This window comes from Lysinibacillus sp. CNPSo 3705 (genome assembly GCF_028674935.1).
In the GTDB taxonomy this organism is placed as follows: domain Bacteria; phylum Bacillota; class Bacilli; order Bacillales_A; family Planococcaceae; genus Lysinibacillus.
Window position 1 is genome coordinate 56,946 of the sequence record NZ_JAQZSD010000002.1, and the last position, 18,900, is coordinate 75,845.

At 37.8% G+C, this 18,900-nt stretch carries 21 protein-coding genes; 16 read left to right on the forward strand and 5 right to left on the reverse strand.

The window, feature by feature from the left end; all coding sequences use genetic code 11:
* The first annotated feature begins 106 nt into the window (after positions 1 to 106).
* The 8 genes from PVA17_RS01105 (at position 107) to PVA17_RS01140 (ending at position 6,859) form a co-directional block, all read left to right on the forward strand.
* Positions 107 to 304 (forward strand): hypothetical protein, encoded by a 198-nt coding sequence (locus PVA17_RS01105; RefSeq protein ID WP_274066660.1) that lies wholly within the window; start codon positions 107 to 109, stop codon positions 302 to 304.
* Between the two features lie 126 nt (positions 305 to 430).
* Positions 431 to 1,033, forward strand: coding sequence for a class I SAM-dependent methyltransferase (locus PVA17_RS01110; protein WP_274066661.1), 603 nt, complete (start codon positions 431 to 433; stop codon positions 1,031 to 1,033).
* Positions 1,034 to 1,477: 444 nt separating this feature from the next.
* Entirely contained in the window at positions 1,478 to 2,701 is a 1,224-nt protein-coding gene (locus PVA17_RS01115) for an ABC transporter substrate-binding protein (RefSeq protein ID WP_274066662.1), read from the forward strand.
* A gap of 232 nt (positions 2,702 to 2,933) precedes the next feature.
* Entirely contained in the window at positions 2,934 to 3,809 is an 876-nt protein-coding gene (locus tag PVA17_RS01120; RefSeq protein WP_132362611.1) for a branched-chain amino acid ABC transporter permease, read from the forward strand.
* Positions 3,810 to 3,822: 13 nt separating this feature from the next.
* Positions 3,823 to 4,758: a branched-chain amino acid ABC transporter permease gene (locus PVA17_RS01125; protein WP_132362613.1), complete on the forward strand. Its 936-nt coding sequence runs from the start codon at positions 3,823 to 3,825 to the stop codon at positions 4,756 to 4,758.
* Positions 4,758 to 5,537, forward strand: a complete 780-nt coding sequence (locus tag PVA17_RS01130; RefSeq protein ID WP_274066663.1) for an ABC transporter ATP-binding protein — start codon at positions 4,758 to 4,760, stop codon at positions 5,535 to 5,537. Before PVA17_RS01125 ends, PVA17_RS01130 begins: the two co-directional genes overlap by 1 nt.
* Positions 5,537 to 6,244, forward strand: a complete 708-nt coding sequence (locus tag PVA17_RS01135; protein ID WP_274066664.1) for an ABC transporter ATP-binding protein — start codon at positions 5,537 to 5,539, stop codon at positions 6,242 to 6,244. Before PVA17_RS01130 ends, PVA17_RS01135 begins: the two co-directional genes overlap by 1 nt.
* Positions 6,245 to 6,364: 120 nt before the next feature.
* Positions 6,365 to 6,859, forward strand: a complete 495-nt coding sequence (locus tag PVA17_RS01140; RefSeq protein WP_132362619.1) for a cupin domain-containing protein — start codon at positions 6,365 to 6,367, stop codon at positions 6,857 to 6,859.
* Between the two features lie 165 nt (positions 6,860 to 7,024).
* Here PVA17_RS01140 and PVA17_RS01145 read toward each other — a convergent pair whose 3' ends face one another.
* Positions 7,025 to 7,744 carry a DUF6904 family protein gene (locus PVA17_RS01145; RefSeq protein WP_274066665.1) on the reverse strand — a complete coding sequence of 240 codons (720 nt, stop codon included), beginning with the start codon at positions 7,742 to 7,744 and terminating at the stop codon, positions 7,025 to 7,027.
* Between the two features lie 22 nt (positions 7,745 to 7,766).
* Complete coding sequence (gene rluF / locus PVA17_RS01150) at positions 7,767 to 8,468, reverse strand: 23S rRNA pseudouridine(2604) synthase RluF (RefSeq protein WP_132362623.1); 702 nt, start codon at positions 8,466 to 8,468, stop codon at positions 7,767 to 7,769.
* A 347-nt stretch (positions 8,469 to 8,815) separates the two neighbouring features.
* Here rluF and adh point away from each other — a divergent pair, with 347 nt between their 5' ends.
* The 5 genes from adh (at position 8,816) to PVA17_RS01175 (ending at position 13,931) form a co-directional block, all read left to right on the forward strand.
* A complete protein-coding gene (gene adh, locus PVA17_RS01155) occupies positions 8,816 to 10,336 on the forward strand; it encodes an aldehyde dehydrogenase (RefSeq protein ID WP_274066666.1) in 1,521 nt (506 codons plus the stop codon).
* 21 nt (positions 10,337 to 10,357) lie between these two features.
* Positions 10,358 to 10,717, forward strand: coding sequence for a DUF779 domain-containing protein (locus PVA17_RS01160; RefSeq protein WP_274066667.1), 360 nt, complete (start codon positions 10,358 to 10,360; stop codon positions 10,715 to 10,717).
* Between the two features lie 232 nt (positions 10,718 to 10,949).
* On the forward strand, positions 10,950 to 11,912 hold the full coding sequence (locus tag PVA17_RS01165) for a DUF4003 family protein (RefSeq protein WP_274066668.1): 963 nt from the start codon (positions 10,950 to 10,952) through the stop codon (positions 11,910 to 11,912).
* 43 nt (positions 11,913 to 11,955) lie between these two features.
* Positions 11,956 to 13,383, forward strand: a complete 1,428-nt coding sequence (locus PVA17_RS01170) for an aldehyde dehydrogenase family protein (RefSeq protein WP_274066669.1) — start codon at positions 11,956 to 11,958, stop codon at positions 13,381 to 13,383.
* A 68-nt stretch (positions 13,384 to 13,451) separates the two neighbouring features.
* Positions 13,452 to 13,931, forward strand: a complete 480-nt coding sequence (locus PVA17_RS01175) for an acyl-CoA thioesterase (protein ID WP_053482846.1) — start codon at positions 13,452 to 13,454, stop codon at positions 13,929 to 13,931.
* Positions 13,932 to 13,978: 47 nt separating this feature from the next.
* Here the strand turns inward: PVA17_RS01175 and PVA17_RS01180 are convergent, their stop codons facing one another.
* Positions 13,979 to 15,289, reverse strand: a complete 1,311-nt coding sequence (locus PVA17_RS01180; protein WP_132362633.1) for a globin-coupled sensor protein — start codon at positions 15,287 to 15,289, stop codon at positions 13,979 to 13,981.
* A gap of 294 nt (positions 15,290 to 15,583) precedes the next feature.
* Here PVA17_RS01180 and PVA17_RS01185 point away from each other — a divergent pair, with 294 nt between their 5' ends.
* Positions 15,584 to 15,793: a hypothetical protein gene (locus PVA17_RS01185; protein ID WP_274066670.1), complete on the forward strand. Its 210-nt coding sequence runs from the start codon at positions 15,584 to 15,586 to the stop codon at positions 15,791 to 15,793.
* 106 nt (positions 15,794 to 15,899) lie between these two features.
* On the opposite strand, the gene corA is transcribed toward PVA17_RS01185, so the two are convergent.
* Together corA and PVA17_RS01195 are read right to left on the reverse strand one after the other, a co-directional pair.
* The gene (corA, locus tag PVA17_RS01190) at positions 15,900 to 16,859 is read right to left on the reverse strand and encodes a magnesium/cobalt transporter CorA (RefSeq protein ID WP_274066671.1); all 960 of its coding nucleotides are present in this window, start codon (positions 16,857 to 16,859) and stop codon (positions 15,900 to 15,902) included.
* A gap of 49 nt (positions 16,860 to 16,908) precedes the next feature.
* Positions 16,909 to 17,595 (reverse strand): class I SAM-dependent methyltransferase, encoded by a 687-nt coding sequence (locus tag PVA17_RS01195; RefSeq protein WP_274066672.1) that lies wholly within the window; start codon positions 17,593 to 17,595, stop codon positions 16,909 to 16,911.
* Positions 17,596 to 17,715: 120 nt separating this feature from the next.
* Here PVA17_RS01195 and PVA17_RS01200 point away from each other — a divergent pair, with 120 nt between their 5' ends.
* Positions 17,716 to 18,021, forward strand: a complete 306-nt coding sequence (locus tag PVA17_RS01200; RefSeq protein ID WP_132362639.1) for a DUF4870 domain-containing protein — start codon at positions 17,716 to 17,718, stop codon at positions 18,019 to 18,021.
* Between the two features lie 395 nt (positions 18,022 to 18,416).
* Positions 18,417 to 18,887 (forward strand): CtsR family transcriptional regulator, encoded by a 471-nt coding sequence (locus PVA17_RS01205; protein WP_132362641.1) that lies wholly within the window; start codon positions 18,417 to 18,419, stop codon positions 18,885 to 18,887.
* Positions 18,888 to 18,900: the final 13 nt, after the last annotated feature.

Consider the following 18,900-nt stretch of genomic DNA (forward strand, 5'->3'; position numbering starts at 1 on the left):
CCATATTGTGCTGGTCCAATGCAACGACCTGACGAAAATGGAGGACCTACATGGCCTAGCAAAGGCGATGAGCAACTAAAGCAAGGAACTGTTATACGATTGTTGTTTGCTTGCCTTATTAATAGTTGCAATGCTCTTTGTTTTAAACCGGGGAGGACGATATTCCAAAACTTTTAACATCGCTGATAAACAACAAAGAATCGCTGATAAAACCGGGAACATCGCTGATAAACAACAAAGAATCGCTGATAAAACCGGAAAAATCGCTGATAAACAACAAGGAATCGCTGATAAAACCAGATAAATCGCTGATAAACATCAAAAAATCGCTAACAACACAAAGCCTCACCAAGTGCCCTCAAAACTTTTGGGGGTGGTTTTTTCTTTTTATCGTGCTAAAATTAATCATTCTTTTTTTAGGAGTAATAGTATGAATGAACATCAATTTGATAAATATTTACATATTAACACAGTAGGTGAACAATACGGCTTCCCTAAACTAGCTCATTATCATCGCTATGAGCCAACACCGTATGCTGGCTTAGAACAATTATTTGCAGAGTATGAAATGCCTGATAATCCAGTGTTTATCGATATGGGATGTGGAAAAGGGAGAGTTCCTATTTATGTACATGATAAATTTCATATTCCGACAATTGGGGTAGAAATGGATGCAGGTTTTTATGCAGAGGCTGAAAATAATAAAAGTGGTTATCTTCATAAAAAGAGTGCTCAAGCACCGATATCCTTTATTCATTCAATAGCAGAGGACTATGCTATTCAGCCAAGCGACACCGTTTTCTTTTTTTTCAATCCGTTTTCAATTCATATTTTTCGTACAGTAATTCATAATATATGGCAGTCTTATGAACAGCATATGCGTGAAATTCATATTATTTTATATTACCCACCGTATGATTATTTACAGTTTTTACATCATGGGACGCCTTTTGAATTAGTCCATGAGGTTCATCTTGAACATGAAACAAATATTAACGAACGCCTCTGTGTGTTTGCATTGAAAAAAGCTTAGAGCTGTAGAAATACCTAGCTCTAAGCTCTTTTATGGATTCGACTTTGACAAAAATCTTACTCCGATTGCGCCCGCTAAGTACTGTAATTCCGTATTAATACTTTGCGAAAACGCTTTAGCGCTTTGTATGCTAGATCTAGCAATTTTTGAAAAAAGGGCTTCTTTTAACGAGATTTTATTGTAAAAAAAATAATAGTTTTATAGTAATGTTTACTCCGAATTAATAGATAATTCTTAAATTACTAATTATACAGAAAAATCACTCTAGACTAAAAATAAAGAATGTTTTACAATGTAAAAGGTTTAATTGAATAATATATCGATTTAGTAATAGATAGTTATAAATTATCATTTTGGTTATTTTTGTTATTGAGGAAATGCCGCGGATTGTTTATAATTATCAGAAATATCTAACATTTGAAAAAATTCAGGGGGAATAAAATTATGCGAGAGAATAAAAAGCTTAAAAAGTTTGGCTCACTTTTAGTGGCATCTTCATTACTTGCAGGCGTTCTTGCGGGCTGTGGTAATGGAGGTAGTTCAAGTTCAGGAGGAGGATCATCATCAGGCGGTGGCGGTTCTTCTGACGGTGATACGATTAAAATCGGTGCAAACTTAGAACTTTCGGGTAACGTAGCTTCCTATGGTTCGTCAATTGCTCTGGGTGCAGAGCTTGCTGTTAAAGAAATTAATGACAATGGTGGGATCGACGGTAAAAAAATTGACCTTATTAAAGTAGATAACAAATCAGAAAACTCGGAGGCTACTGCAGCAGCTATTAAACTAGCAACGCAAGATAAAGTAGTAGCAATGTTAGCCCCAGCAACTTCTGGTAATACAGTTGCTACTGTGCAAATTGCGAATAAAAATAAAATCCCAATCGTTACTGGTTCTGGTACTGCTCCAAACATTACAGTAAATGATAACGGTAGCATTAATGAGTATGCATTCCGTACTTGTTTCATCGATCCATTCCAAGGGATTGTAGCAGCAAACTTCGCTTCTAATGAATTGAAAGCTAAAAATGTAGCTATTTTTGCGGACAACGCATCTGATTATGCAAAAGGCCTTGCGAAATCATTTAAAGAAACAATTACAGAAAATGGCGGGAAAGTTGTAAAGGAAGAAGCGTATGTAGCGAAGGATACTGATTTCCGTACACAGTTAACAAATATTAAAGGAGAGAAGCCAGACTTTATTTTTATCCCAGGATACTATGAAGAGGTCGGTTTAATTGTGAAACAAGCACGTGAAATGGGTATTGATGTACCACTGATGGGGGCTGACGGTTGGGATTCACCAACATTAGTAGAGTTAGCTGGTGCGAAAGCGCTAAATAACACGTACATCACAAACCACTACTCTGCAGAAGACCCAGATAAAAAAATTCAAGACTTCGTAAAGGCGTTTAAAGCAGCGAACAATGATAAAGCACCAGATGCATTTAATGCACTTGGCTATGACTCAATTTACTACATTGCTGATGCTATTAAACGTGCAGGCTCTACGGATGGGGAAGCAATTAAAAATGCACTAGCTGACACAAAAGATCTTTCTTTAGTAACAGGTACTTTCTCAGTTGACGAAAATCATAACCCAATTAAAACAGCAACAGTTCTTGAATTTAAAGACGGTAAACAAGTGTTCAACTCTAAAGTTAATCCTTAATGTTTTCTAGGCAAGGGGAGGCGGGTAAACACGCCTTCCCTTTTTGTTTTCTCTTATTCAGTAAAGGTTCCCACCATTGAAGGTGATGAGATGAATGCAGATACACCAAAGCGAAATGGATAGATGATGAAAAAATTTTTAAGAGGACACAATTTACTCTCTTTTCAATAATAACATGTAGAAGTAAGTCCTATTTTTGCACTTTTCAAAAAATAAAAAGGAGTGAACGCTCATGGAATGGATACAGCAGCTTGTGAATGGTATTTCATTAGGTAGTATCTACGCATTAATAGCGCTGGGGTATACGATGGTATACGGGATTATTAAGCTGATTAACTTTGCCCACGGAGATGTCTTCATGATTGGGGCATTTATTGGCTTTTATGCAATGGCTAAATGGGAGCTTGGTTTCTTTCCAGCACTATTATTGGCAATGACAGTCTGTGCAATCTTTGGTGTTTTAATTGAACGTATTGCTTATAAGCGTTTGCGAAATGCCACACGTATTGCTGCTTTAATTACGGCAATCGGTGTATCGCTATTAATCGAATATACAACGATTTTCTTCAGAGGTGCGCAACCTGCGGCATATCCTGATGTCATTAAAAATAAATCATTTGATATTTTTGGTGTTCAAATTAGTAGTACATCTATATTAATTTTATCTGTCTCAATTGTACTGATGATTCTTTTACAATTCATCGTACATAAAACAAAAATTGGGAAAGCGATGCGTGCTGTTTCTCATGATGCCGATGCAGCACGTTTAATGGGCATTAATGTAGATAACACAATTTCAGCGACATTCGCAATAGGTTCAGCCTTAGCGGGTGCAGCAGGTGTTATCTTCGGGGTATATTACACAAAAATCGATCCATTAATGGGTGTTATTCCAGGGGTTAAAGCATTCATAGCGGCAGTACTTGGCGGTATTGGTATTATTCCTGGTGCCATGGTTGGCGGTATGTTGCTCGGTGTTGTGGAATCATTCGTAAGTGCACTTGGTTTCTCTCTATGGCGTGATGCAGCGGCATTTGTTATTTTAATTTTAATTTTAATCTTCAGACCATCGGGTATCTTTGGTAAAAATGCCCGTGAGAAAGTGTAGGTGAGTGGTGATTATGAAAAAGTCTAAAGTTTTCTGGGGCTATGCAGTATTAGCGCTAGTCATCTATGCAGTTGTTCAGGTGCTTATTTCAACGAACTTTCTCGATATTTACTATCAAAATATGTTGATCACAATGTGTATTAACATTATGCTTGCGGTCAGCTTGCACATTGTCATTGGTATTACTGGTCAGTTCTCGATTGGGCATGCCGGCTTTCTAGCGGTAGGGGCATATATTTCTGCCATTATCACAACTAAATTAATGCTTCCGTTCCCATTAGCTATTTTTTTAGGGGCACTTGCAGCAGCAGTAGCAGGTTTAATTGTAGGTATCCCGACGTTACGTTTAAAAGGTGACTATTTAGCAATTGCAACGCTTGGTTTTGCGGAAATTATACGTATTATCTTCTTAAATACGGATTATGTTGGTGGCGCAGCAGGGATGCAGGTTGAATATTTATCAAATTGGACTTATGCATTCATAGGTGTTGTTCTAACAATTTTAGTAATCTCGAACTTTACAAATTCCCGTCATGGACGCGCATGTATTTCGATTCGTGAGGACGAAATTGCGGCAGATGCAATGGGTATTAACACAACCTACTATAAAGTTGTAGCTTTCGCAATTGGTTCCTTCTTTGCTGGTCTTGCAGGGGCCATCTTTGCACATAATTTTTACATTATTCAACCGACCACTTTCAGTTTCTTAAAATCTTTTGATATTTTAATCTATGTAGTTCTTGGTGGTTTAGGCAGTCTTTCAGGATCTGTCATAGCTGCGGTCTTCTTAACAGTAGTCTCAGCATATTTAGCAAACTTCCCAGAAACACGTATGATTATTTATAGCTTAGTCTTAATAGTGGTAATGCTGTACCGTCCAACAGGTTTGATGGGAACAAAGGAAGTTACAGATTTATTTAAATTCGGTAAAAAAGGAGGTACAAAATAATGACTGGAAACCTTCTTATCAATGTTGAAAACATGGGCATTCAATTCGGTGGTTTAAAGGCGGTACAGGGCGTTAATATGTACCTAAATCAAGGAGAACTAGTAGGTCTTATAGGGCCTAATGGAGCTGGTAAAACAACGAGCTTTAACATGCTTACCGGGGTGTATAAGCCAACTGAGGGCACGATTACATTTGACAATATAAAGTTAAATGGGCTTGCACCATATCAAGTAACACAAAAAGGTATTAGTCGTACATTCCAAAATATTCGTTTATTTAAAGAGCTATCTGTTTTAGATAATGTTAAGGTAGCAAACCATTCACTTGCAAAGCATTCCATGTGGTCTTCTATTTTCCGCTTACCGAATCATTTTAAAGGTGAGACAGAAATGGAGCATCAATCTATTGAGTTTTTAAAAATCTTTGGCTTAGATGTTTATAAGGATGAACTTGCGAAAAATTTACCTTATGGGATGCAGCGCCGTCTAGAAATTGCTCGTGCTCTTGCTGCGAAACCTAAGCTACTTTTATTAGATGAGCCAGCAGCAGGGATGAACCCGCAGGAGACGCATGATTTAATGGAATTAATAGCGTTTATTCGTAAAGAATTTGGCTTAACAATTCTTCTAATTGAGCATGATATGAGCTTAGTTATGGGAATTTGTGAACGTATATACGTGCTCGATCACGGCCAATTAATCGCTGATGGGACACCAGAAGAAATCCGCAACAATCCAAAGGTAATTGAAGCTTACCTTGGCGAGGAGGTTATCAGCTAATGCTAAAAGTACAAAATATAGATGTATTTTACGGTAACATTCAAGCATTAAAGGGCCTCTCTTTAGAAGTAAATGAGGGTGAAATCGTAACGTTAATTGGTGCAAATGGTGCCGGTAAAAGTACATTATTAAAAACATTGTCAGGTTTATTAAAACCAAAGGGTGGCATCATTGAATATGAGGGCTTCTCTATCTCAGGGAAAGCTGCACAGACAATTGTAAAATCAGGAATTTCACATGTTCCAGAGGGGCGCCGTGTTTTTGCAAATATGTCCGTTGAAGAAAACTTAGAGCTTGGAGCATATCTCCGTAACGATAAAGCAGGTATCAAAAAGGATCTAGAGCATGTGTATGAATTATTCCCGCGTCTGTTGGAGCGCCGTAAACAGCAATCAGGTACATTATCTGGTGGTGAGCAACAGATGCTAGCGATGGGTCGAGCATTAATGGCAAAACCAAAATTGTTATTAATGGATGAACCTTCAATGGGGCTTGCGCCACTCATGGTAAAAAATATTTTTAATATTATTGAGCAAGTTAATAAAGAAGGTACAACCGTATTACTTGTTGAGCAAAATGCCAATATGGCTTTATCCGTAGCCAATCGTGCGTACGTACTTGAAACAGGACGTATAGTATTATCGGGCACGGCTAAAGAGCTTCAAGAGAGTGAACAAGTAAAGGCTGCTTATTTAGGTGGTTTATAAAAGATGAGGGCATCTCCGAAGATGAGATGCCTTTTATATTAGATAGGTGCTTGAAAAAAAAGATAGCAGTAGCATTCGTCTTTTATTATTTGGTATTGTGGACGAAAGGAGTGATGTTTTATGAAGTATTCAGCACAATATTTTATTGAGAAATTAAATTTAGCAGAGCATCCTGAGGGGGGATATTACATATCCTCGTTTAGAGCAGCTGAGGATATGGCTGTAAGAGATGTACAGAGACCCATTTATACGAGTATTTATTTCTTACTTCGTTCACAGGATATATCGCATTTGCATCGTTTAAAGTCGGACGAGCTTTGGTATTATCATGCTGGCAGTCCGCTAACAGTCCATATGATTTTCCCAGATGGTACATATGAGGCGAAGAAACTTGGATTAGATGTTGAGTCGGGAGAAGTACCACAAATAGCAGTACCGAAAAATACTATATTTGGCTCATCTGTAGAGGATGCAGAAGCATTTAGTTTAGTAGGCTGCATGGTTGCGCCAGGCTTTGATTTTGAAGACTTCGAATTATTTACACAAGAAGAGCTTTTAGCTGACTATCCACAGCACGAGGAAGTTATTAGAAAAATGGCTTACACAACAATTTAAAGGAAGATAGATAGCTGTTCAAAGTTAGGTGAGTCGGCTCATAGTGTTGAAAAACAAAATGGCCAAGGAAATATTGTTTACCTAGATGAGGGCTACTCGTTTAGCCCAATCGCTATATTTTATTGACAAACGCCGTTTCAAATTAGTTGAGACGGCGCTTCCTATTTACCACAAAATAGTTTCAGGATATTTAGCTTTAATTTCGATTTCATGTAACGATTTTTTTGTAGTAATTGCGGCTTCCATGAGTTGTGATTTTAGCATTACATATTCATTGTCTTCTAACATTAATCGGAGAGCAAATGATGCTAATTGAGCTTTACGCTCCTCTAGGCTTAGTTGAATATACTCTAAGTTCAAAACATCGATGTACTGTGTTGCATACCGGAATGTTAATGGACTTTTAGTATGGAGCATTCTTAAAAATACTAAGTATTCTTCCTCATTAAGCTCCTGCTCTAAACAGTTAGCAACCGCTGCCTGGAATTTACGAATAGCGGCAACATCAATATTCCAATCAGAAGAATCAATTAGCTCCTGATGTAGGCGAATGAAATCGTTTAAAGCGATAGCAGTAAAGATTAGCTCAGGCCAAAGAATCTCTGCTGCGAAATAAGCATTTTTGTGGGGAAAAATTAGTTCATGCTGTATCAAAACACTTTTATTGAGACCATTGCTAACAAACTCAAGCTGATGCTCCCCCTGGGCAGCTTGACGTAGATTATAACAAACACGAAGAATGCGCAGGCGCGCTCCTTGATAATCATAATACTTGTTTTCATCACCAGTTATTTTGTAAATAGCATTAATAAGCTCATCTAAATCCCAAAAATCCCCGCTAACACGTGCCCCAGTTAACTGCTCAGTACTTTGAATTGACAGCATAGTTCCATCCCCTTAAACTGCTTTATTTTGGTGTGTATTTAAGTAGTCTAAATAGTTCTGTTCGTTCTTTATCTGTTAAATCGCGCCACTGTCCAACTTTTAAATTGCCAAGCTTAATATTCATAATACGAATGCGTTGTAGACGCTTAACGGAGTAGCCAAGTGCCGAACACATACGACGTATTTGGCGATTTAAACCTTGCTCTAAAATGATTTTAAAGACTTTATCAGAAATTTTTTCGACATGACAAGGTAAGGTTGTAGTATCTAAAATATCTACACCCGCTCCCATTTTTTTGATGAATTGCTCCGTAATGGGTTTATCGACTTGCACGATATATTCTTTTTCGTGATGATTTTCAGCACGTAAAATTTTATTGACGATGTCACCATCATTTGTCAGTAATAATAGCCCTTCTGACTCTTTATCTAGTCGTCCAATATGGAAAATGCGAAGAGGATGATTGACAAAATCAACGACATTTCCTTTTATATGACGTTCAGTTGTACTTGTAATTCCTACTGGTTTGTTTAAGGCAATATATACGAGCTGTTCTTCTTTCTTTACCTCTTTTCCATCAACACAAACCATATCACCAGCTGCTACTTGACTACCAACTGTAGCAAGTTCACCATTAATGGTTACTTTACCTTCTTCTACCCATTTATCCGCACCGCGACGAGATACGATGCCTGTTTCACTCAAATATTTATTAATGCGCATACTGTTCTCCTATACATTTATATTATTTTTAAGTATACATTATAGTTGGTCACACCGTGAATTCTAGAAGCTTTTCTAGGAAAAATAACTCATTCCAGGAAAACAACTTTCGTGATTCTCCTCGTCGTTCTACCCCCTTATCCCTTGTGCTTTCATACCAATTTGCTTCCTTAATCACAAACGAATTTTAATAGGAATCTAAAAAATTTTAAAAAAGTTGAAATTATTTTTCGTTTCTGACAATATATTGTGTAAGAGGGTATCTATGAAATTATTGTTATTTCGATAAAAAATGACGATATTTGTAGATTATTTTCTCATCATTTTGTGTAAAGGGGAGAAGTAAAATGGTTTATGCATTTCCAAACACTGAAGGGTCGGTAGTTCAATTCAAAGAGAAATATGAAAATTACATTGGTGGAGAATGGACACCTCCAGTGAAAGGACAATACTTTGACAATGTGACACCTGTTACTGGACAAGTTTTTACACAAGTAGCTCGTTCTACTGCTGAGGATATTGAACTTGCACTTGATGCAGCACATGCCGCAAAAGATGCATGGGGAAAAACATCCCCAACAGAGCGTGCAAACATTTTACTTAAAATTGCGGACCGCATAGAACAAAACTTAGAAAAGCTAGCCGTTGCCGAAACATGGGATAACGGAAAAGCGGTACGTGAAACATTAAATGCAGATATCCCTCTTGCAATTGATCATTTCCGTTATTTTGCGGGAGCTTTACGTGCACAGGAAGGCGCAGTAAGCCAAATCGATAACGATACTGTCGCTTATCATTTCCATGAGCCAATTGGGGTAGTAGGTCAAATTATCCCATGGAACTTCCCGTTATTAATGGCTGTTTGGAAGCTAGCACCAGCACTTGCAGCTGGAAACTGTGTGGTGTTAAAACCTGCAGAGCAAACACCAACTTCGATTATGGTGCTCGTTGAATTAATAGAAGATTTATTGCCATCAGGTGTACTAAATGTTGTCAATGGCTTTGGCTTAGAGGCAGGGAAGCCGCTCGCATCAAACCCACGCATCGGTAAAATTGCCTTTACGGGTGAGACAACGACAGGTCGCTTAATTATGCAATATGCTTCGCAAAATCTTATTCCAGTTACATTAGAATTGGGCGGCAAATCGCCAAACATCTTCTTTGAGGATATTATGGACGAAGATGATGCCTTTTTAGATAAAGCAGTAGAGGGCTTTGTATTATTCGCATTAAACCAAGGTGAAGTATGTACATGTCCTTCTCGTGCATTAATTCAAGAATCTATTTACGATAAATTTATGGAGCGCGTCCTACAGCGTGTTGAAGCGATTAAAGTTGGAAATCCACTTGATCCGAATACGATGATGGGTGCGCAAGCTTCAAGTGAGCAAATGGAAAAAATCCTTTCTTACTTAGATATTGGAAAGCAAGAAGGTGCAGAATGTCTAATTGGCGGAGAGAAAAATAATGTAGGAGCAGGCTTTGAAAATGGTTACTACATTAAGCCAACTGTCTTCAAAGGACATAATAAACTGCGTATTTTCCAAGAAGAAATTTTCGGGCCAGTTGTTGCTGTAACAACATTTAAAACAAAAGAAGAAGCGTTAGAAATCGCGAATGACACATTATACGGTTTGGGTGCAGGTGTATGGACACGTGATATGAATACAGCCTATCGCTTTGGTCGTGGTATTCAAGCAGGACGTGTTTGGACAAACTGCTACCACGCTTATCCTGCACATGCAGCATTCGGTGGCTATAAAATGTCAGGGGTTGGTCGTGAAAACCATAAGATGATGTTAGCTCACTATCAACAAACGAAAAACCTATTAGTTAGCTACAGTGAAAACAAACTTGGTTTCTTCTAATCAATAGGGAGGTGCATGAGCGTGGTCGAGCGAGTTATAGCAACAGAGGAAGCGCTAGCACTAAAAGAATTATTGAAAGAAAAGCATGGTCCTGTTATATTTCATCAATCAGGTGGATGCTGCGACGGCTCTTCGCCAATGTGTTATCCAGAGGGCGACCTACTATTAGGTGATCAAGATGTTTGCCTAGGAGAGATTGGTGGTGCTCCCTTCTATATGCATAAAAATCAATACGACTACTGGAAGCATACACAAATAATCTTAGACGTTGTCGATGGTAGAGGTGGTATGTTTTCACTTGAAGGCGTTGAAGGGAAACGGTTCTTAACAAGATCAAGAGCCTTTTCAACAGAGGAGTTAAAGGAATTAGGTGTAATTTAAAGACTTTAGTGACAGCGGCAAACAGTATTGCCGCTGTTTTTTATGTTGATTTATTTGGAAAGTTTATGTGAGGTTATATGGCTACTTGATAGGAGGCTTTCACACAAAAAATCATGTGCTACTGTCGCTTCGTTAGCAGGAATGAAACCAATCCAACGTTATGATGATGAGCCAAAATGAATGAATCCTTTTTTGTTTAATTACGTAAATATGGAAAAGGAGCGTGTTAAACATGGATTTCGTTATGATTGAAAATCAGTTTACAAATATGGTGGAGGATGTCTCGAATGCTGTTGGCCGGACAGTGCATCGTAAAATTGTGTTAGCCATAGCTAGCAAATATGTGGCATCTGGAAAACCTTTTGATTCTGTTAAGTATAAAGAAGTATTACAAGAAATGAAAAAGCAAACTTCATGGACATCTCCGTTAAGAACAACGGTAGGTTATAGTATTGCTGCAAATTTATTGGAGCAAGAAGATCCACAACAAGCCGTAAAAAATTTACTGCACAACGTGAATATAATGAAGGAAGCGAAATTTAGAAGTGGGAATTTTAGTTTTATTGGAGCACAGTTTTTAACTGAAGAGGAAAGCGAGAAGCGTGCACATGCACAGGCGGCACGTGCATTATTTGATGCAATCCGTAAACATCATAAGTTTTTAACGTCATACGATGATATTCCTTATGCAGTATTGTTAAGTAGCCCCTCTGATGATGCGGAGCTACGTGCGGAAACAATGAATCGTTATTATAAAGAATTACGTACGTATAATTTTAATGCGGGTAATGAGCTTCAATGGCTATCGCAATTACTGACTTTCTTATCAGCCCAATATGATAATAATCTAGTGCCAAATGTTGTGACGATCCGTGACACACTAAAGAATCAGGATGTAAAGGTCAAGACGATGCACTATCCTTTACTTGGTTTTTTAGCAATCCTTGAAGTGAATCAAGTACAGCTTCAACAGATTGTTGATGTATATAATGAGTTAAAAGATATGAAACTTTTAAAATGGCATCGTGAATTTGTGTTATTTATGGCCATACAAATTGTAATTTATGATATGGCGCAGGTGCAACAATCCTTATCAATGACGATCATGTCATCTATTGAATTATTAATTCAAGCACAGCAAGCAGCAATGTTCGCGGCAATGGGGGCAGCAGCTGTAGCATCAAGTTCTTCGTGATAAAATAAAGAAGAACTTGATTTTTTGGAGGTGCATTTGAAGGATGAAGGAAACAAAGCTTTGGATGAATGGCCAATGGCAGAACGCAAAGGAAACATATGAGCTAAGTTCGCCCTATAGTGGTGAGGTTATTGCAAAGGTAGCTAAAGCATCAATTACTGACGTTGAGCAAGCAATAGAAGGTGCACATAAGGCATTCCAAACGTTTAAAAAGACAACAGCCTACGAACGTGCCGAAATATTATATAAAGTGGTTAACATAATGCGTCAGCGCAAAGAGGAATTAGCTGAAATTTTAGCCCTAGAGGCAGGTAAGCCAATATCGGCAGGTTTAACTGAAATAGAACGTACAATAGCAACTTATCAATTTGCTGCGGAGGGTGCTAAGCAAGCAAACGGTGAAACGGTACCGATGGATGCTGCACCAGGGGCAGGAGATCGTATCGGCTGGACAAAACGAGAGCCTATAGGTGTAATTTCAGCCATAACACCATTTAATTTTCCATTCAATTTAGTGGCACATAAATTAGGTCCTGCTTTTGCAGTTGGAAATACGGTAGTCTTAAAGCCAGCGACGCAAACGCCATTAAGCTCTATCGTGATGGCAGAAATTTTCCAGCGAGCGGGTCTACCTAATGGTGCGCTTCAAATTATTACAGGTAGCGGAGGGGAGCTAAGTGATACACTAGTGACCCACCCACTTGTGAAAAAGGTGACATTCACGGGTAGTGGTAAGGTTGGTTTAGGCATTAAAGAAAAAGTAGGCTTGCGTAAAGTCACTTTAGAGCTTGGTTCCAATGCTGCAGTAATTGTCGAGCCATCGACACCAATTGATAAAATTATTTCGCGTTGTGTCGGTGGTGCTTTTAATTTTGCTGGACAGGTTTGTATCTCTTTACAACGTATTTATGTACACGCATCTATTATTGATGAATTTACAAAGGCGTTTGTAGCGGAGACAGAAAAATTAGTGGTAGGTGATCCACTAGATACAAATACGGATGTTAGTGCAATGATTAATCCAAAAGAAGTTGAACGTATTCGTCAATGGATTGACGAAGCAAAGTCACAAGGTGCGATAGTTGCAACAGGCGGAACATTTACGGAACGTACTTTAACGCCAACTGTTATGACGAATGTGACGTCGGATATGAAAGTTGTTTGTCAGGAAACATTCGCGCCAATCGTCTCAATTGTTTCATATGAAACATTAGACGACGCTATTCGACTAGTGAATGAGTCGGAACTTGGTTTAAATGCTGGCATTTATACGAATGTGTTACCTGATGCATTACGTGCAGCAGATGAAATACAAGCGGGTGCTGTTATTATTAATGATATTCCGACATTTAGGGTCGATAATATGCCATACGGTGGCGTAAAAATGAGTGGCTACGGGCGCGAAGGTATTAAGTGGGCAATTGAGGAAATGACAGATATGAAATTTATAACGATGAAAAAATCGTTCTAATTTGCATCAACTCTTTTTCTACGATACGATGACGAAAGAACATTTCATGAAGGGAAGTTGCAAGAACTATGACAAACAACGCAATACCGATGGGTCAGTCACGTACTGTTCAAACGCGTCTCGTATTACCGCCAGATACAAATAATCACAACTCCATTTTTGGTGGAAGAGTGTTAGCTTATATTGATGAAATTGCTGCAATTACGGCAATGAAGCATGCGAAAGGGCATGTAGTTACAGCCTCTATTGATTCAGTTGATTTTTTATCGGCAGCACATGTAGGGGATATTTTAGAAATCGAAAGTATTGTTTCCTCAACTGGACGTTCTTCAATGGAAGTTTACGTTCGGGTTATTTCACGAAACATTGAAACTCGTGAGGAAAAATTAACGACAGAATCCTTTGTAACGATGGTTGCAGTAGATGATGATGGTAAACCTAAGCCAGTTCCTGCAATTTATCCTGAAACAGATGCAGAAAAACGTCTGTTTGAAACAGGCCCTGCAAGACGAGAACATCGTAAGCAAAAACGGGAATTACCGCATTAAAAGAGAAAAGGGAAATTGACGTATACTGTCAGTTTCCCTTTTTGTGCTTACATTTTTAACTCATTTACCACATTAATCAGTGAATCGGAGGAAGAAGAAACGAGTGTAGCTCCTTGTGACAGTTCAGTAATCAAGTTAGAGATTGTTGAAATATCTCTGGATGTATTTACATACTGCTGTTGAATTCCAGCAACAGCATCGGCGATATCATTAAATGATTTAGATAAACTGTTTTGTGTATCTACGCTATGTTGAATCTTTTGATCCACGTTAATAACTGAATTAGACATTGTTGTAATATTACTTTCTGTTTCTCTAATGAGATGAGAAACATTTTGTACAGCATTTTTTGTCTCTTCTGCAAGCTTACGAACTTCCTCTGCTACAACAGCAAAACCTTTACCATGCTCACCCGCACGGGCTGCCTCGATAGAAGCATTCAATGCTAATAAGTTGGTTTGATCGGCAATTCCCGTAACTAGCCCTACAATCTCTGATATTTTTTGAGAAGATGTGCGTAATTGGTTCATCGTAACTTCAAGACTGTTTACACTTTGCAAAATAACTTGTATTAAATCATTTTGATCTTGTAGCTGCTGCTGTCCGCGTTTGGATTTTTCCTGTGTATCAGCAACGAAGGATAAGCCTTGTTTAGTCGCTACTGCGATATCGTCCGTTTGAGAAGAAATGACTAATAAAGAGGCTGCTGTTTCTTCACTAATCCCATTGAGCTCCTCTGCCGTTTTTTGAATGGTAGTGACAAGTGCGTGTTTTGTGTCATCAGCTGCTGCTCGAATGCGTTCCTCTTCTTTTTCATAGGCTTCGATTACAAGCTGCTGCTCGAAATTAATGATTTTGCAGAAGGCATTGATAGCACGTATGGCATCATGTTTTGATAAATCCAACTCATTTGTAAAGCGTGTAAATGTCGTTGTTAATGACTGGAATGAGGCGATATACCACTTTGATTGTAGACCAATTCGAACATGGGTTTCAGCGATTGCCTTCCGTTCATCAATATAAGCGTTGTTAATATGACTTTCGAAAATATCACTCAAGTGCTTATGTAAAGTAACTTTTAAACGATCGATTTGTGACGTTCTGTTTATAATATCTAACAAATCTTGGCTTAAACTAATAGCTGCATAAAATTGATCCACCATTTCAGGAACTAAATCTTTAGCTAAAGGCTGTAGTTGTTTAATGATGGCTAAATCCTCAATTGTTAAATCTAAAAGTTGCAACTGTTTTTGAAGTTTTGGATAGTTTGATACATCCAATTGTACATTATTTTTATAATTTTCAGGTGCTAATGTAATTGAGTAGCTAGAATCGTTCTTTTTTGTAAACCAACTCATTGTCTGTTTGCTCCATTCTTTATAAATGCATAGTAGTATATAAAAATCGAATTGCTTAGTTTGTTAATTTTTCGGAATATATGGTATTTAGTCTATTCTACTATTTTTTGTCGTGAATTTGGTTAAAATTTTAGTGTATTTCTTTATTTTTTATAGGCATTATAGACGACTGTCGCTTAAAAGTCATGAAATAGACTATTAAAAAGGTAGTAGGTAAATTGAATTTAAAATAGGAAACCTGTAAAATACGAACTGTTTAGATTGAACGTAACAATGGTTTTGAGGAGGTATTACATGGAAAAGAAGCGTTTCAAATTTGTTATTCCGGTTATGGTAATTGTAGCGATTGGCTCGGTTTACATGTTAAGAAACTACTATGCTGAAGTACCAGACTTAGATCAACTATTAATTACTATCTGTGCAACAATAGTATCTGGGGTACTCGCTTACTTTTTATTTCCACAGCAAGGCGAACATAAAGTTGATGATCGTGGTCCTTACTGACAGTAGAAAGGCACCTTAGAAAAATCTCAGGTGCCTTTAATATGTTGTGCGAGTAAACGCTTTGCGCGGGTACTTCTCGTCATCGATGACGATGGTCCTGAAGGAATTAAGGTTTAAATAATTTGAACCAGCCTTTAAGCTTAAAGACTGCCAGCATAAATAAAGCGATAAAAATCATAATTCCGAGTACGATAAAGTAGCTAAATCTCCCGTGTAGCTCTGGCATATATTCGAAATTCATGCCATAAACACCGGCAATGAATGTTAGCGGAATAAAGATTGTTGAAACAATTGTTAAGGTCATCATGATGCCATTCATACGACTAGAGCTCATCGCCATATAGCTATCACGCATATCTGCAGTGAGCTCACGGTTGGATTCAATCATTTCGGTGAGTTTAAGCAGATGATCGTAAATATCTCCGAAATAAGCTCGTTCTGATTTATTTAGTGAAAATCGGTAAGAGTTAAGGATACGATATAATAGATCACGCATTGGTAATATGGTGCGACGTAGATCAAGCAAATCACTACGGAATTCAAACACAATTTTCATAGCGTTAAGGTTACTTTGATAGGTAAGCTCATCTTCTAGTGCATTTAAATGATCCTCAATCTTATAGACAAGCGGGAAATAGTTATCAACGATTTTATCGATTATCTGGTATGTTAAATAGATGGTGCCACGTTCCCAATTCTTTGGCTGTTTTTCTAACATCATTTGTACTCGATCTATCTCCGGTGCTGAATTTTTATGAAATGTGACAATAAATTTATTAGAAACAAAAATGTTTACTTCTTCAGCTGTTAATTCTTCGTTAACTCTTTGGATAACAAAGAAGTGGAAATCATCATAAAAATCGAGCTTTGGTCGCTGTAAACGCATTAAACAATCTTCTATAGCGAGTGGGTGAAAATGGAAAAATGTATCTAACAGTAGTTCTTCCTCATCGGTCGGACAATTAAAATCGACCCAGTACCATTCAAATTCGTTTTTGTGTATATCTTCAAGCGGAAAATCCTTTATAAGCTTTTGGTCTTTTGTAATGCCAATTGTACGTATCACAGCATTCACCTCAATTCTGTTAATTATAGCTTAACAGGTGTATATATCTTCACAACAAACTTTCTTTATAACATATCCAACCACCAAATAAAGCAGTCGCAAAGAATCTAGATGGTTTTGTAAAACCTGCCTGCTGTAATAGTGCTAAAATGTCCTCTTCACGCATAAATGAAAGAGAACGTATCGATTTCTCCATTTCTGCTACTTCCGATGGTGTTAGCTTTGTATGCTGTAGCCAATAAGCACGCCATAAATCAAATTGTAGCTCAGTTTCTAAGGAACCTTGCTGCCCATATTTTGAGACGAGGACAAAGGGAGCACCAGGCTTTAAATTATTCGCTATTTCTTGTAATGTTGCAAGCTTCTCCTGATCATCTTGTATAAAGTGAAGCACTAATACACAGCTTGCTGCATCAAACTTCACTGCAGGTAACTGAGTATCCAGTATAGTTCCTTGATATAAAGAAATATTATTAGGTAGAGATTTTAAACGTTCACCAGCGATTTGCAGCATCGCTTCTGACGGATCTATACCAACAAATGACCAATGAGGACTTTTCTCAGCAAGCTGTAAAATCTCATTGCCGCTTCCGGAGCCAACTACTAAAAATTCAGCTGTTTCATGTAACGCAGATTGGTAAAAGGTTTGTGTCAAACGTAGCATTGCATCATAGCTAGGGAGCGTGCGACGAATACCTTTTTCGTATTCGTTGGCAAGTTTGTTATTAAATTCCATCGGTTATCACATGCCTTTCAAAAAAATTTTAAAATCCAATTTATATTTGAAACTATTTAAGAAATAGATCCGTAAATAGTAGTACATAAAATAAAAAATTAAATGGAAGGATTGATATAAATGGAAACTAAATGGTCTAAGGTAATCATACACGCAAGTGCGTTTTTTGCGCCATGGTTAGTACCGATTATATTTTTCTTAATCAGCTCAGATGAAGAGGTAAAAAGTATTTCCGTGCAAGCCTTATTGTTCCAAGTTGTGATGGGGGTATTAATGACAATTTCGGGGATTTTAAGCTTCCTAATCATTGGTATACCGTTCTTAATTGTGTTTGGTATCATGTATTTTATTGCACCAATTATCGGTATTGTAAAGGCTCTATCTGATGAGCATTGGCGTTATCCAATAGTTGGTCGATGGGTATAATTTTTATAGACGCAAGTATATGCTAGTTGCATATGCTTGCGTTTTTTCTATAGCTGAAAAGGGCATCTTATAACTAAGAAACTTATTTCAACGGTTGTCCAAACATCCGCTGAAATAAGTGAAGCCTCTGGCGGATGTTAGCCTAAAATCATCGCTTCCTTACGATAACGGCTAACTGACCTGCATCAAGCTGCTGACGCTACGCTTTCGGGCAAAAAACATCCTGCTCGCCAAACCACAAAGCCGATTCCGGACGCAATTATTTCTGGCATAGGCATAATTGATTTTTTCTAAGTGCGAAATAATTGCAATTATTTTCAAGCGTTTTGTATAATATACTCAAAGAAAGTCAAAGATAGTCAAAGTCAGTGAAGTAAGCGAGGTGTATTCCTAAAATGCGTAATATATCAGACATCATAGAAGGCTACTTAAAGCAAGTGCTTGAATTAGGTGGAGAAGGGCATATTGAAATAAAACGTAGTGAAATCGCAGATAAATTTCAATGCGTGCCCTCACAAATAAATTATGTAATCAATACTAGATTTACTGTCGAGCGAGGTTATCTTGTTGAAAGCAAACGTGGTGGTGGTGGATACATTCGAATTTTACGTGTCCGCGCGAATTCACAAATTGATCTGATTGATGATGTCCTCGCGCAAATAGAAGGTGGGGCATCGCAAACAATGGCAGAAGATTTAGTGTATCGACTAATTGATGAGCAGGTAATTTCAAAGCGAGAAGCGAAATTAATGTTAGCAGCAGTTGATCGCTCAACTCTCGATTTGCAACTCCCATTACGGGATATTATTCGAGCAAGAATTTTACGAGCGATGCTAACAACGATTAAATATGAACAGCACAAATAAAGAGGTGATGGGA

What these genes read in the sequence shown, in the direction of transcription:
- PVA17_RS01145 (WP_274066665.1), bottom strand. Translation starts at nt 7,744, where the DNA reads ATGCTGTCAATTCAAAGTACTGAGCAGTTAACTGGGGCACGTGTTAGC.
- rluF (WP_132362623.1), bottom strand. Translation starts at nt 8,468, where the DNA reads ATGCGCATTAATAAATATTTGAGTGAAACAGGCATCGTATCTCGTCGC.
- PVA17_RS01165 (WP_274066668.1), top strand. Translation starts at nt 10,950, where the DNA reads ATGGATTTCGTTATGATTGAAAATCAGTTTACAAATATGGTGGAGGAT.
- PVA17_RS01175 (WP_053482846.1), top strand. Translation starts at nt 13,452, where the DNA reads ATGACAAACAACGCAATACCGATGGGTCAGTCACGTACTGTTCAAACG.
- PVA17_RS01120 (WP_132362611.1), top strand. Translation starts at nt 2,934, where the DNA reads ATGGAATGGATACAGCAGCTTGTGAATGGTATTTCATTAGGTAGTATC.
- PVA17_RS01140 (WP_132362619.1), top strand. Translation starts at nt 6,365, where the DNA reads ATGAAGTATTCAGCACAATATTTTATTGAGAAATTAAATTTAGCAGAG.
- PVA17_RS01130 (WP_274066663.1), top strand. Translation starts at nt 4,758, where the DNA reads ATGACTGGAAACCTTCTTATCAATGTTGAAAACATGGGCATTCAATTC.
- PVA17_RS01115 (WP_274066662.1), top strand. Translation starts at nt 1,478, where the DNA reads ATGCGAGAGAATAAAAAGCTTAAAAAGTTTGGCTCACTTTTAGTGGCA.
- PVA17_RS01170 (WP_274066669.1), top strand. Translation starts at nt 11,956, where the DNA reads ATGAAGGAAACAAAGCTTTGGATGAATGGCCAATGGCAGAACGCAAAG.
- PVA17_RS01200 (WP_132362639.1), top strand. Translation starts at nt 17,716, where the DNA reads ATGGAAACTAAATGGTCTAAGGTAATCATACACGCAAGTGCGTTTTTT.
- PVA17_RS01125 (WP_132362613.1), top strand. Translation starts at nt 3,823, where the DNA reads ATGAAAAAGTCTAAAGTTTTCTGGGGCTATGCAGTATTAGCGCTAGTC.
- adh (WP_274066666.1), top strand. Translation starts at nt 8,816, where the DNA reads ATGGTTTATGCATTTCCAAACACTGAAGGGTCGGTAGTTCAATTCAAA.
- PVA17_RS01135 (WP_274066664.1), top strand. Translation starts at nt 5,537, where the DNA reads ATGCTAAAAGTACAAAATATAGATGTATTTTACGGTAACATTCAAGCA.
- PVA17_RS01180 (WP_132362633.1), bottom strand. Translation starts at nt 15,289, where the DNA reads ATGAGTTGGTTTACAAAAAAGAACGATTCTAGCTACTCAATTACATTA.
- PVA17_RS01185 (WP_274066670.1), top strand. Translation starts at nt 15,584, where the DNA reads ATGGAAAAGAAGCGTTTCAAATTTGTTATTCCGGTTATGGTAATTGTA.
- PVA17_RS01110 (WP_274066661.1), top strand. Translation starts at nt 431, where the DNA reads ATGAATGAACATCAATTTGATAAATATTTACATATTAACACAGTAGGT.
- PVA17_RS01205 (WP_132362641.1), top strand. Translation starts at nt 18,417, where the DNA reads ATGCGTAATATATCAGACATCATAGAAGGCTACTTAAAGCAAGTGCTT.
- PVA17_RS01195 (WP_274066672.1), bottom strand. Translation starts at nt 17,595, where the DNA reads ATGGAATTTAATAACAAACTTGCCAACGAATACGAAAAAGGTATTCGT.